The sequence below is a fragment of the Sphingobacterium sp. UT-1RO-CII-1 genome, assembly GCF_026711005.1.
In the GTDB taxonomy this organism is placed as follows: domain Bacteria; phylum Bacteroidota; class Bacteroidia; order Sphingobacteriales; family Sphingobacteriaceae; genus Sphingobacterium.
Map to the genome: position 1 here is coordinate 364,640 of NZ_JAPPVJ010000001.1, position 15,483 is coordinate 380,122.

8 protein-coding genes are annotated in these 15,483 nt (G+C 36.1%); all 8 read left to right on the plus strand.

Going from position 1 to position 15,483, the window contains the following annotated elements:
- Positions 1-276 precede the first annotated feature (276 nt).
- The 8 genes from ORI89_RS01480 (at position 277) to ORI89_RS01515 (ending at position 15,483) form a co-directional block, all read left to right on the plus strand.
- Entirely contained in the window at positions 277-1,323 is a 1,047-nt protein-coding gene (locus tag ORI89_RS01480; protein WP_268228649.1) for a BF3164 family lipoprotein, read from the plus strand.
- A gap of 606 nt (positions 1,324-1,929) precedes the next feature.
- Positions 1,930-3,000 (plus strand): BF3164 family lipoprotein, encoded by a 1,071-nt coding sequence (locus ORI89_RS01485; protein ID WP_268228650.1) that lies wholly within the window; start codon positions 1,930-1,932, stop codon positions 2,998-3,000.
- 1,078 nt (positions 3,001-4,078) lie between these two features.
- Positions 4,079-4,771, plus strand: a complete 693-nt coding sequence (gene lepB, locus ORI89_RS01490; RefSeq protein WP_268228651.1) for a signal peptidase I — start codon at positions 4,079-4,081, stop codon at positions 4,769-4,771.
- 2 nt (positions 4,772-4,773) lie between these two features.
- Positions 4,774-6,651: an O-antigen ligase family protein gene (locus ORI89_RS01495; RefSeq protein ID WP_268228652.1), complete on the plus strand. Its 1,878-nt coding sequence runs from the start codon at positions 4,774-4,776 to the stop codon at positions 6,649-6,651.
- On the plus strand, positions 6,648-7,739 hold the full coding sequence (locus ORI89_RS01500; protein WP_268228653.1) for an efflux RND transporter periplasmic adaptor subunit: 1,092 nt from the start codon (positions 6,648-6,650) through the stop codon (positions 7,737-7,739). The genes ORI89_RS01495 and ORI89_RS01500 overlap by 4 nt, the downstream gene beginning before the upstream one ends.
- Positions 7,740-7,751: 12 nt before the next feature.
- A complete protein-coding gene (locus ORI89_RS01505; protein ID WP_268228654.1) occupies positions 7,752-10,844 on the plus strand; it encodes an efflux RND transporter permease subunit in 3,093 nt (1,030 codons plus the stop codon).
- Positions 10,844-12,322 carry a TolC family protein gene (locus ORI89_RS01510; RefSeq protein WP_268228655.1) on the plus strand — a complete coding sequence of 493 codons (1,479 nt, stop codon included), beginning with the start codon at positions 10,844-10,846 and terminating at the stop codon, positions 12,320-12,322. Before ORI89_RS01505 ends, ORI89_RS01510 begins: the two co-directional genes overlap by 1 nt.
- 2 nt (positions 12,323-12,324) lie before the next feature.
- Positions 12,325-15,483, plus strand: a complete 3,159-nt coding sequence (locus ORI89_RS01515; protein ID WP_268228656.1) for an efflux RND transporter permease subunit — start codon at positions 12,325-12,327, stop codon at positions 15,481-15,483.

A 15,483-nucleotide genomic window follows, 5' to 3' on the forward strand; every position in this document is an offset into this window, starting at 1 on the left:
TATTCTAATGAACAACAGCAACGAAAGTATAGGTTGTGCAAACAACTGGTCAAGTGCATATTGTGACAGTTATTCACTTACTAATGGACAAACGTGTAGTTTATATTATTGTTAACACTACCAGTACAGTCGTCTCTTTAATAGAGATGACTGTATTTTTTATAAAACCAATTACCACTTACATGGTAATTATTGTTTAAAAGTTCACCTATATCACCTATATATTTGACAAATCTGTTCTTTCATCTATGAGGAAGTGGACCAACATTTTAAAACATGAAGAATATACAATATCTAAAGTTTTTTATCAGCATTAGCTTATTAATAACCCTTTTTTCCTGCAATAATAAAAATCAAGATGTGCAAGAACTGCTAAAAAATGCAATTCCAGCTCAAAGTAAAGAAATTGAGATTGATTTTCTGTTAGGAAAACCTTCCCAAATAGCTCTTTTCGACCAAACACTAATTATTGCCGATAACATGGAAGAAAAACTATTAACATTCTATGATATCAGGGAAAACAGATTTTTAGGTAGACAAGTCCAAGTGGGGCAAGGACCAAATGAAGTTATTCCACCAATACTGCTATCAAGAACAAGTGAAAGTAATAATCTTTCTATTTTACAACGCCAAAGTGGTAAATATTTAGTGTACAATATAGATAGTATTTTAAATGGAGATTTAGAACCGAGCAACTCTTTGGAATTAGGAATTGCGGATAGGATTACTCAAACAGGCGACGGTTTTATTACTACTGGCCCCTATAATGAAGGCTCTATCAGAATATTCGACAACAAGGGAAATATAGTGAAAAATCAGAATATTTATCCTCAATACATCAAAGAGTTGAGTGAAAGAGAAAGTCAATATGTGTTTGCACAAGGACATATTGCGTATAATAAGGAACATAAAGTTTTAGCCTTTGCTTCATATTTTTTAGGCGATCTGGCTTTCTATAAACTTAGCGGAGATTCTCTACAGCAATTAAAACAGCTTGATTTCAGTCTTTCTAATACTTTACGTAATCGAATTACAAATTCAAACGAGGTAGGACAGATAATGGACAAAGATTTAGAGTATTTTTCCGATATCTATGCTACAACAAATTATTTCTACTTATTGTATACGGGCATATCTAGAAAAGACAAAAACTCCATTTCCAAAAGCTATATTTTTAAATTTTCCGCCGAAGGAGAACTGATGACCACTTATAAAACTGACCGGAAAATTATATCGTTTTGTGCTAAAAATGATGACAAAAAAGGCTATGCATTAGCATTATCACCAGACATGGACTATATTCTCGTGGAAATAGATCTGTAATAAAACATACTAACTCCTGCATCATAATGAATATTTCACATGTTATAACTCAATGAATATTTCCATAAAATATAAATATATAATCTCTTACAAGAGTAATTAAAATTTTACTCTAATCAATTTGGAATAATACATCATCTTTTTTGATCACATTTGCAATACGCTATTAATCGGGTGCCTAAAAGCTAAAATCACTCATCCAAAGCCTATGATAGTTTCCTATCTCTTACCTATATAAAATCATAAGAAAAAGATGAAGGAAGAATTGAGCAAGAATTGCATCCACTAATAATTATTCTATTGCAAGGCTTTAACATAAATTTATAAATATGTTCTACTTGCACACGCCATATTAGATATACAACTAGGAGCGAGAAGAGGAACTACTAATTATTTTGGTCTAAAATGTGGAACCAGTTATTGTGAAGGTTTCCAATATTTTAAATCAGTATCAAGTACTTCTCGTCGTACACTGCGGAGTTCATAATTTTGTAAGCATCAAAGAGCAATAATAAATTATTATTGCTCTCTTAGCTACAAGTTAGATCCTTAAAAAATGTAGAAATTTATATTTATTATAAATATTTAAAACTGTAAAATTCATATATGTCACTTCCATACAAAACCCTGATGAAGTCTTCTCTATTACTTTTAGTCATACTATTTTTTATTTGTTGCAAGAAAAACACAGAACAGAAACAGACAATAATTCTTCTCGACGATATTATTGAGATGGAAGAAAAAAACTTAAAAGAAAGCTCAATTGAACCTAGCTGTTACTCACAAATAGGTTTAATAGGCGACTCGATTCTAGTACTTAATGACATGTGTAATGTCAATGAATATTTTTTTCAATTCTATAATTCATCGGATTTTAAAACACTTCTTTCCTTTGGAAAAATTGGGCCAGCCCCAAATGAGTTCGGAAGTATTCCTTTTCTAACAAAAACAGATCGTGTAAACTTTTTCGTTTCCGAACCACATGGTGTTTTGAAAGAATTTCAGTGGAAAAATAACAACCTTACCTACAAAGACAAAGGTCTTTTACCCGGTGCAGGTGCTCGCGATATTGTATTAAGTGCAGATAAAATATATGGGAAAAACACTACAGAAGGTAAGGGCATGATTTTCATACAAGACACGTCTACTAATGAAATTTCACAATGGATAAACTTCCCCACAGATATCACTTTATCTCCCCTAGAAAAAGAACATCGCCAACTTTTAGGAGATAATTATTTTGCAGTAAACTCTTCTAAAAAACGTATAATATCTGGTATGAGACATTTTAATAGAATACAAGTATTAGATCTAAATGGAGAAGTAATACAAAATATACAAGTTGGTAAAGAGCCTATAAAAACAAAGGTAATAGACCCAGAAACTAATTTTATTTCAGAAGATGCTCCTATATACATAAATGGTATCGCCTCGACTGAGAAATATATCTATCTACTCTACTACGGTAAGACCTTTAACGAAATGGATAGTGAAGAAGGTAAAGCAAAATCCATGATTTTAATTATCGACTGGGAAGGAATTCATGAGAAAACACTAGCTATAAATGGTAAAGTTGAGGCAATCTCAGCTTCTAATGACGATCGATCGGTCTTTCTAGCACTTAAAGATAACAAAGAAGGACTGAGCCGTATTGTAAAATATACTGTCGGTAAATAAAAAAGTACCGAACTACTAATTTGGAGTGCTAAGCTCCAATATGCTATTTTATAAATTAAAACTTAACAAATAAGAAGAAAGGTGCATACGCAACTACCATGCAACAGAGGCTACACAAACACGTATGACCGAGCTGCAGCATGAACACCTATTTAAAACAAAAGTTTGTTCATAAAACACTTTCGGTATTCCATATGACCATTCAACAAAACGTACCCTGCTCACGAACTCACTAAGTAAATACACAAATGAATAGACACTAACTGCAAAAATAGATTACACTTTTATGAAAACAAACATTCCAAAAGCCGTATTGATTGTTACTGTTTCTAACTTTAGTTAGCCCCTGCTTTACTAAAAGCTGGTATACGATTGGGACGGAAAACAGATTGCTTTGCTAAACACCGATAAAAAAGTAAGATCCATAGCTTACGATGAATACACGGATATCCTATACTTTATAGGGTATGATGACAGCAAGCATGAATATACTATCGACTACTTGAAGAATATAGGCAGCTACATTAAATAAAGCATTTAAATGTATATCAAAAAAATAAAACCTACAATAGAGCAATGTGTTTCAACAGTAAAGCCGAAGTAAACATTGATATATAAAGAGCTTATACTGCTGGACGCTAATAAACCCGTGACGACTGGGCCTACCGTCGTCACGGTTACCAATAACACCTCGCAAAAAACAGAAACTTTAGTCACCCTTCACTCTAGCCGCTGCCACCTTTCTCTGTTACTTCTACTTTTTTAGGCACAGCCTTGTGCCATAAAACAAAGAGGATATGTAAAGAGCAGAAGTAAAAGAGTGATGTATTTATAAGCACTGCGGCGGTAGACTATTATTTCATAGGTAACAGTATGCAACTCATAGACCGATCCGTAGCATGAGCCTGTCAATATTAGCTATTTTATAAAAAACCAAAAAAACAATAAACCACAATAAAAAAAACGAAAGAATTGAGTAAGAATTGAGCTTGCTAAGAACTCGTAAAACGACAAATATTTTGCTTTATTTGAAAAAACCATAAAACCCATGCTTAAATATCAGAAAGATATAATACAAATGATTACAATAATCGCTAGTACCATTACAGTAGTAATATGTGTACGTATTTTTCTGATAGCCTCATTCCGGATCCCCTCTCCTTCAATGCAGCCCACACTACAACCAGGGGATTTTATTCTAACAAATAAACTCATTCCTGGCCCAAGGATGGACTGGCTTTACTTATTCGGAAAAAAAGAATACAAACGGGTGAAAGGTGTAAGGGAAATAAAAAGAGACGATATACTCGTTTTCAACCCGCCCTACCACATATCAGACGTGTTAGATAAAAATTTAGATATATACTACGTAAAACGCTGCTTTGGTATACCCGGCGACAGCCTCTACTTGGATCAGTACGGCAGCTTTCATCTGCTAGAAAAAAACAGCCCTGCTGCGCAAAAAAACGCACTATATATTCCCAAAAAGGGAGATGAAATACAATTGGACTCGATAAATTTTCAGCACTATAAAAATATAATAGCCTATGAAACTAACGCTGAACATACCATAAAAGAAAAAAACAAATATCGATTTCAATACAACTATTATATAGTGACGGGAGATAATCCTTCAAACTCTGAAGACTCACGTTTCTGGGGCTTACTACCAGAAACTCATATTGTAGGAAAAGCCTCATATATATGGCGGTCTGTAGACCCTGATACTAAAAAAATACGATGGAGTCGATTTTTAAAACCACTAAGCTAACGATGATAAATTTTAGAAAGAAAACAGTTGAATATTTATACCTATTACCATTTATAGCACTATTTGCAGGCGTATTGGTTGTAGACAATGCGTTCGACCTAAATTTAGGCGTAGCAAAAGCCTATTGGTTTTATATAGCAATGGGCCCTGTGATTTTTGCTACTGCTGTGCTATTTATAAAAAATCGTCGAAACCTTCTGTACACCCCTATTGATCTGTGGATACCTATTTTTGTATTCCTGACAGGAGCTATATCCTCCATGGTACTCCCCACATGGCAAATGAAGACACTAACTTTTACACTATTAGCTGTACTATACTTCTGTCTCCGCATTATGATAATACAACAGCAAAATAGTGTTGCTATTCTTTTTATTATAATAATAGCAACAGGATTAATAGAAGCAGGATGGGGGCTATTGCAGCTATACGGCAAAACAAAATCACAACATAATTTATTTCTAACAACAGGCTCCTTTTTTAACCCTGGACCCTATGCAGGCTACCTAGCAGTAATAGCTCCTATCGCTTTATACTATGTACTACGGGACCAAAGGATAATAAGTAACAAGTTCCACCCTAAAAAAACTGTTTTTTATATGCGCTGCGCCTTAGCAGCCGTAACTCTTGCCTGCATCGTTATAGTACTTCCAGCAACGATGAGTAGAGCGGCATGGTTGGCAGCAGGAATAGGCTGCAGCACTGTATACATACTATATGTATTGAAAAACAAAACCATACAATGGAAAAAACACCATAAAAAAATTATCCTATATACTTCACTTGCATTTCTGTTTCTAGGAAGCTCACTAAGTGTTCTATATAATTTAAAGAAAGATTCCGCTGATGGGCGGCTACTCATATGGAAGGTGGCAAAAGATATTCCAAAAGACCACCCCCTAGGTACAGGTATAGGTGGTTTCAGTAGTGCATACGGCGAAGCACAAGCAAGCTACTTAAGTTCAGGCAAAGCCACAACTGCGGAAAAATATCTCGCTGGCGAACCCATATATGCTTTTAATGACTTTCTTCAATTATATATAGAATTTGGTCCATTTTTTTTCTTCACAGCTATGGCTATAATAACTCATGCATTGTACATAGGCGTACGACGCAAAAAAATTGCAGCTGTAGGCGGTCTTTTAGCTCTTTTAACATTTGCCAGTACATCCTATCCTTTTAGTCTAATACCCTTTCTAATCATATTTACATTTTTAATTTCTGCCTGTGTATCCAAACAGCATATCATGGTCGATTGGCCTGCCGAAAAATCACCCTACACTTTAGCACTCAGAGTACGCTGTAATAATATTTGGATAATAACAACATTATCAATCTCTGCACTAATTTATACATATGCAATAGCTAGCAGACTTCCTGTATACAAAGCTTATAAAGCATGGAGCAATATAAACCGTTTGTATCAGGTTGGTGCCTATAACAAGGTGGTTGAAGCAGGCGAAAAAATAGTGCGATACTTACCCACAGAAACTGCTGTACAGTTTGAATATGGAAGAGCGCTCCACAAAACACAGCAATATCACGAAAGCAACAATATACTTCATAAAGCTGCATCAACAAGCAGCGACCCCATGATACATGTTATGATCGCAAGCAACTACGTAGCCTTAAACTTGATGCAATCAGCAGAGCATAATTTTAATAACGCAATTATGCGCACACCATATAGGCTATACCCACATTACCTATGGGCAAATGCATATTTTGAAAGAGAACAATGGGACTTGGCGCACGAGCAGGCTAGTGAAGTATTACGTAAAAAACCAAAAATAGAATCGCCGGCTACACAAGAAATGAAAGAAAAAATGAAAACTATGATTGACACAATAAAAATAAAAAAAGCACAGAAGCAGTCATGATACTACGAAAAAGCTATAAAAAACATTGGACCTGCGCAGCTATTCTTATGCTGCTCATAGCTGCCTGTCAAAGCACGCATAAAGAACAGGAAGAAGAAGAGACACATGTGCAAACAATTTTACCAGAAAATGAAAAACAGGTAAAGACAACGGTGCTAAAAAATGAAGCGTTCAGTCATGAACTGGTATCCAACGGAACAATTGGTGCTCAACAAAAAGCAGACCTATATTTTGAATCGCCAGATATTCTAGAAGCAATTTATGTGAAAAATGGGCAACAAGTAGTAAAAGGCCAAAAAATAGCCATGCTAACACAGTTTAAACTACAGAGTGCATTACGTCAAGCCTTTGATAACGTAGAAAAAGCAAAACTAGAATTACAAGATGTACTTATAAGTCAAGGTTATGTCTTGAGAGATTCTTTAAAAATTCCACCGGAGACACTACGTATTGCAAAAATAAAAAGCAACTACGAAAATAGCCTGATACAACTTGAAATGGCTGAATTTAATCTGAAAAACTCGGTGCTATACGCACCGCACGATGGTGTCATAGCCAACTTGTTTGTCAAAACGTATAATATGCCAACAAGTGGTCAACCTTTTTGTACACTTATAGGAACTCATAGCTTAGACACTGACTTTCTAGTATTGGAAAGTGAGCTTCCCTTTGTACGCCCAGGAGACAACGTTGAGATAACTCCCTTTTCTCTAAATATAAATTTTGTAGGAAAAATTATAGAAATAAACCCCGTAGTAGATGAACAAGGCATGGTGAAGGTCAAAGCTAGAATACAAAACCCCAGCAACCATCTATATGAAGGAATGAATGTAAAGGTGCGTGTCAAACATGAAGCCGGAAATCAGCTTGTAGTTCCAAAATCTGCTGTAGTACTGAGAAGCAATAAAAAAGTAGTGTTTACCGCAAAAGCAGGAAAGGCACTATGGAACTATGTAGAAACAGGCCATGAAAACTCTACTAGTTACACCATAACTGAGGGTTTAAAAGCAGGTGACTCGGTGATATATACAGGAAATATAAACCTCGCACACGAGGCTCCTGTCGTAGTAATAAACGATATAAAATAAAGTATCTAATTGATGATAAGGTTCCTTGTTCAGCGGCCGACCGCCGTTTTGGTGAGTTTTTTAGGCATATTTATAATAGGCATTATTACCTATTTGAATATTCCAATTTCATTGCTACCTCATATTCCCATTCCCGAAATAACGGTACAGATTGAAGGCAAAAACAAAGCCGCACGTGATTTGGAAGCCACCGTCGTGGCTCCAGTAAGACAACAATTGATACAAATTAACAACTTGCAGGACATACAAAGCGAAGCAAGAGACGGAAGCGCAGTAATAAGATTGCACTTTAATTATGGCGTAAATACAGATCTGGCATTTATCGAAGTAAACGAAAGAATCGATGCAGCAATGAACTATTTACCAAAAGAAATAGCTCGTCCATATGTAGTAAAGGCTAATGCCAGTGATATACCGGTATTTTACATGCACCTCACCTTAAAAAACGATCAAGCTTTCGGAGAAAACCCTATTGATGCATTCCTGGAGTTAAGCGAGCTCGCAGAAAACGTAATACGAAAACGTATAGAACAACTCCCCGCTGTAGCTATGGTTGATATGACTGGAACGATGCGTAAACGCATTCAGATGATTCCTAAAGAAGACATCTTGCAAGCAACAGGAATAACAGTAGATGACATCAAAACGACGCTTGAAAACAACAATATAGAACCCGGCAGCATGCAGGTAACCGAGGGTCATTATGCATACAATATAGGCTTCTCAGCCGTAGTGCGCACAATAGAAGATGTTAAAGATGTTTATATCAAAAAAAACAACAGGATCTTCCAACTTAAAGACATTGCAGACATAAAGCTTGTAGACGAAACACACGAAGGCTTATCCATATATGAAGGAAAAAGAGCGATAACTATGGCAGTGATCAAAAGAGCTGACGAACACATGTCTCAACTGCAGGAGGAATTAGATCGCAGCATCAGCCACCTACAAGACTTATACCCTAGCGTAAGTTTTTCAAAGTCGCAAAATCAAACAGAGCTTTTGGAATATACAATAGGCAATTTAAAAGAAAACCTAATAATAGCTTTTGTTTTCGTATGCCTGGTTTCTGCCTTTTTCATGCACGATATAAAGTCGCCGCTTATCATAGGTATAACGATGTTTGTATCACTCATTAGCAGTCTATTATTTTTTTATGTTTTTAAAATATCACTCAATATCGTATCACTCACGGGCCTCGTACTAGCCTTAGGCATGATGATAGATAATTCTATAATAGTAACTGATAATATAGGGCAGTATCGTAAAAAAGGACATGACTTAGAAACGTCTTGTGTGATGGGTACTAATGAAGTAATTGTGCCAATGCTAAGCTCATCCTTAACAACCATATCTGTCTTCGTGCCTTTGATCTTTATGAGCGGTATTGGTGGTGCTATATTTTTCGATCAGGCCTTCTCTATAACTATTGGCTTATTGGTTTCGTACTTAACAGGCATTATTCTGCTACCAGTTCTCTACCGCGTGATTTATAATATAAAAATAAAAACAAGAGTAACAAACAGAGTAAATAACTACTTAAAAGGCAAAAAAAACGCCACAACACAAAACTCCTGGCTGGAAAAGCAATACCATAAAATAACGGACAGCATATTCGCACACAAAGCGCTAACGCTGATTACTATGCTCGTGATATTGCCGTTTTGTGTATGGCTATTTTTCATTATTCCAAAAGAAAAAATACCCATAATAAATCAACATGAACTACTTGCACAGATAGATTGGAATGAGAATATACATGTGGTGGAAAATGAAAGAAGAACACTCGAACTACTAGCTGCCCTAAAAGGCAATGCGCTAGAAAACTCTGCTTTGGTCGGAAGACAGCAGTTTCTACTACGCGACAAACAAGAACAGTCTTCTACAGAAGCAGAGCTATACTTCAAAGCAGACAAGCCGGCAGACCTTACTACAATACAAAACAAGGTGCAAAATTATTTAAAACAGAACTACCCCAATGCCATAGTAGGCTTTGCCCCTGCCGGGACTATATTTGAACGCATATTCAACACCGCAGGTGCCGATCTAAGATTGGAGTACTACGACCGTCACACAACGCAAATAGACCATGACGCCCTACAATTATGGCACAAAAAACTCATAACCCTAACAGGATACAGCGCTAAAAGTATTCCGTTTCAACAACAATATGAGCTGCATATAGACAGAGAAAAATTACGCTTGTACGATATACCGTACAGCACATTGTACCGCGCGCTTCAGACTGCGATAAATGACGAACAAGTAACAACGCTCCGATCTTACCAACAGCACCTACCCATTACAATAGGGCAAGAGAAGAAAAACGTTGAAAAAGTACTGGAAGAAACTTTTATACAAATACCTACAACAAAAGCCAACACAAAGGCATACAAATACCCTGTAAAAGAATTCATAACATTGGTAGAAGTAAGCGGCCAAAAAAACATTATAGCTGGCAAGAATGGTGAGTTTATACCCTTTGACTTTTATAATATTACTGATGCGGAAGCGACATGGGAAATCCTCAGACAGAAAATGAAACCTAACAACAAATATGACATACAGTTTTCAGGCGCTTTTTTTTCAAATACGCAAATGTTAAAAGAGCTCATGATAGTTTTGGGGGTATCACTCCTACTGATGTATTTTATTTTAGTCGCGCAATTTGAAAGTTTCTTACAACCTCTAATCGTATTTATAGAAATACCTGTCGCAATTTCTGCTGCTTTGGGTTTACTTATGTTATTGGGACATTCCCTAAATCTCATGTCTGCCATTGGTATTATCGTGACAAGCGGCATCATTATAAACGATAGTATCTTAAAACTGGATATTATAAATCAGTTACGCAAAGATGGTGTAGAGCTGATGGAAGCTATTCATGAAGCTGGAAGAAGAAGGCTCCATGCAATATTAATGACCAGCCTGACATCAATCGTATGTATGCTCCCCTTAATTTTCAGCCAAGACATGGGCTCAGAACTTGAAAAACCTTTAGCACTCGCAACAATAGGCGGCATGCTTGTAGGCACCCCAATCAGCCTATTTATCGTGCCTCTAATTTACTGGTTCATTTATAGAAATAAAGCTGTACAAGCATAATGAAAAAAATAGCTATATCCATACTCCTTAATCTGCTGATGACAATTACATCTGCTCAGCAAACTCAAAAACTAACCTTACAAGAGAGCATATCACTGGCAATAGACAGCTCGCTACAATCATTCCGGGCAGAGAACATGTATATGGCAGGCTTTTGGGAGTTTAAAGCATACAAAGCAGCGCGGCTCCCTTCACTAAACCTGAACATGACCCCACTGAGATATAATAGAGAATTTATACAGCGGTATGACCCCGAGAATAATATTGATGTTTATAGAAGTCAACAATCACTATACTCGTCAGCTAACTTTTCATTAAATCAAAACTTAGACTTAACAGGAGGAACATTTTTCATTGATTCCGAGCTTGGCTTTCTGCGAAATATAGGACAACACACTTTCAGCCAATTTAACAGTATACCGATACGAATCGGTTATATGCAGTCTTTAGTAGGGTTCAATAAGTTTAGGTGGGAAAAACGCTTAGAACCTTTAAAATATGAAAAGGCAAAAAAACAGTTTATTTATGCCCGAGAAGAGGTGGCAGAGACAGTTATAGAATATTTCTTTAATCTAGCCATGGCACAGGCTGAATATGAGATGGCGCTTGATAATATACAGTCAGCAGACACACTATTCCGAATCGGTGAAGAGCGGTTCAAAATTGCTTCTATATCACAAGCAGATATGTATACGCTAAAACTCGATGCCATTAACGCGAAAAATAGTCTTAAAAACAGTGAAATAGACTTAAAAAAAACCACCAATAACTTACGTTCATTTTTAAACATAAATGAACAGCAACAACTTGATATTATACTACCCGAACGCCCAACAGGTCTTCATATCTCGGAGCAAGAGGCACTAGCATATTCCATAAACAATAACCCCAACTACCTCAACAACCAACAGGAGATAATGGAAGCAGAAATGGAACTTGAACGTATCAGTAAAAATGCCGCATTTCAGGCCAACCTACAACTAAGCGCTGGTTTTAACCAAGTAGCGTCGTCATTCGCAGGCGCCTATAAAAACCCCTTGCAACAGAACATAGTGACTGTAGGCTTAAGCATACCATTAATAGATTGGGGAGTAAAAAAAGGGAAGATTAATATGGCTAAAAACAATTTAAAAGTAGCGCAAATATCGATACAGCAAAAAGAAATAAGCCTACAGCAAGACATCATATTAACTGTAAATGATTTTAATATACAACAGGATATGATAAATAGTGCAGAAGAAGCATTGAATTTATCCATATCCGCCTATAACGCTACAAAACAGCGATTTATCATAGGGAAATCAGACATAAACAGCTTAACCCTATCGCTCAACAGACAAAAAGATGCGCAAAAAAATTATATATCTGCTCTTAGAAACTACTGGATAAGCTATTACAAAATACGAAAATTGACACTATATGATTTTGAAAAAAACGAACAGCTATCCTATCAGTTTGATCGTTTAAATGGTATCTAAAAATGACAAAACAAAAAGGTATACCGCCATTCTCAATGGTACTCATATTTGTATGTTTATCTTTTTTAGGATTAACCTGGATACCCCTATTGCCTTTAAAAGTATCACCAACACAAACACTTCCCCAAATAAGTGTACATTTTTCCATGCACGGAGGCTCCCCGCGTATTATGGAAATTGAAATTACATCTAAATTAGAGGCAATGCTAAGCCGCATACAAGGCCTAAATAGGATATCTTCTACCTCCGGTAATGGTTGGGGCAACGTAAGCCTCTCATTTGATAAAAACACCGCTATGGACGCTGCACGCTTTGAAGTTTCGACTATAATACGGCAACTCAGACCATCCTTACCGCCGCAAGCAAGCTATCCAAGTATAGCACAAAGTTATGCCGACCAAAATGCTAGCAGACCTTTTCTTAGCTTTACCATAAACGCCCCAACGTCGCCACAAGAGATACAAAAATATACAGAAGACTATATCAGACCGACCTTATCTATGATAGAAGGAATAAGTGAGGTGCATATAAGTGGGGCGAGCCCAATTGTATGGAAGATCAAATATGATAACGAGCTTATGCGTCAGTATCATATAGAAACAAAAGATATTCAAACAGCTTTGAGTGAAGTACTAGAAGAACGCTACTTAGATATGACTTTCGCAGGAAAACCAAATGAACAACCCAAGTGGGTAAGGGTGGTATTGCCTGAGGAAAAGGAAGAGGAGTACAACTACTTGTCTAATATTTTAATAAAATCTGTAGACCAAACATTTATCCCCCTTGCTAAAATTGCAACAATAGAAAAAACAGAAGCCGAACCACATAGTTACTTCCGTATTAACGGACTTAATTCTATATACTTGAACCTAAAAGCGGAAGAAACAAGCAACCAAATAGAGCTTCAGAAAAAGGTAGAGCAAAAACTCAACACCATTAAACAGTCTCTGCCAAGGGGATATGAAATGCATACCAGTTATGACGCCACACAATATATCAAAGAAGAACTTCGTAAGATTTATATCAGATCAGGTATTACATTAGCCATACTTATTGCATTTATACTATTAAGCTACCGCAGTTTAAAATACATATCGCTAATCCTGATAAGCTTGATATGTAACCTCAGCATAGCAATAATTTTTTATTACCTGCTCAATTTAGAAATTCAGCTTTACTCTTTAGTGGGAATAACAATCTCCCTCACCTTGATACTAGACAATATCATCGTAATGGCAGACCACATAACGCGTAAAAACAATAAGCAAGCCTTTATGTCTATATTTGCTGCAACCCTAACAACCATAGCGTCGCTAAGCATAATATTTTTTTTAGATGAAAAGCTAAGACTTAGTTTACAAGATTTTGCCGCAGTAATTATAGTAAATCTTACCGTTTCTTTAACAGTAGCATTATTTTTAGTACCCGCTTTAATTGACAGACTTAAAATTGCACAACACCAAAATAAAAAAACAAAAACAGCCCGCCAAAAAAGAAGACTTTATACCTACCTTATAAAGCCTTATGCAAAAATATGCCAAGCATTATACCGTTGGAAAAAAACAGTAATTGCACTTATCATACTTGCTTTTGGTATACCTGTTTTTATGTTGCCCGATAAACTGCAAGGAAAAGATACATGGACAACACTATACAATCAAACTTTAGGATCGGATTTTTATAAAGAAAACATAGCTTCAACCGTAAACAAAGCATTGGGCGGAAGTTTAAGATTATTCGTACAAAACGTATATAATGGCTCCTACTTTGGAGAACAGGGCGAAACGACTTTATCCGTAAACGCCTCTTTACCTAGCCACTCTACATTGGCAGAGATGAACAACCTCATACAGAGAATGGAAAGCTACTTAAGTCAATATTCAGAAATTAAACAGTTTCAAACACAAATTCATAATTCAAGACGAGCAAACATAACTATACAGTTTGTAAAAAAACACGCCAAAAGTGGGTTTCCGCATCAATTGAAAAGTAATTTAATAAGTAAATCCCTTGAAATGGGCGGGGGAAGTTGGTCTGTATATGGAGTTGGAGATGGGTTTAGTAATGATGTCAGGGAGAATGCTGGATCTTACCGAATTGAAATGTATGGGTATAATTATGACGAACTTTACAGCCAAGCAACATTATTCAAAGAAAGATTACTGGAAAACAGAAGAATAAAAGAAGTGAACATATCTTCAGAGTTCAGCTGGTTTAAAGACAATTACGAAGAATACATCTTTCATATAAACAAAAGAAAATTAGCCGAGGAGAATATTCAACCTTATGAAGTTTTCCACCAATTGAGCACTGTGCTAGCTAAAGACATAAGAGCTGGAGCACAGCGCAACTCAGAGGGAACTACACCCATATACCTAAGCGCGAAACAAGCTGAAACTTACGATATATGGAGTCTCTTGAACACACCAGTACATGCTAATCAAAGGACTTATAAAGTGACGGATTTAGCAGAAATAAAAAAAGAAATGTTACCACAAGAACTAGCAAAAGTTGATCAACAGTATCGCCTATGCCTGCAGTACGAATATATAGGTGCTGCAGAACAAGGGAAAAGAGTGTTAGAAAGTGAAGTCGATAAATTTGAACCTACTTTGCCTATAGGCTACAGTATGAAAAGCCTAAACGCAGGATTTAGTTGGAATGATGTAAGTGGTAAACAATACATATTACTATTGATGATTTTTGTAATAATCTACTTTATTGCAGCTATACTATTCAATTCACTAAAACAGCCGTTATACATACTATCCGTGGTGCCAATTTCTTTTATAGGTATTTTTCTGTCCTTTTATCTTTTTAAAATAAATTTTGATCAAGGAGGATTCGCATCATTTATTCTATTATCAGGTCTCACAATAAACGCCAACATATATATCATTAATGAATACAACATTATTAAAAAGAAATATCCAAAACTTCCAAAATCGAGAATTTACATGCAGGCTTGGAACAGTAAGGTTAAACCCATATTGTTGACAGTTTTATCCACTATTCTTGGCTTTATTCCCTTTATAATAGGCGAAACAAAGGAAGGTTTTTGGTTTCCTTTAGCAGTCGGTACGATTGGAGGGCTGATTATCGCAACCATTGCTACATTCTTATTTCTACCCTTTTTTATGGGAATAACACGAAAAAAATAA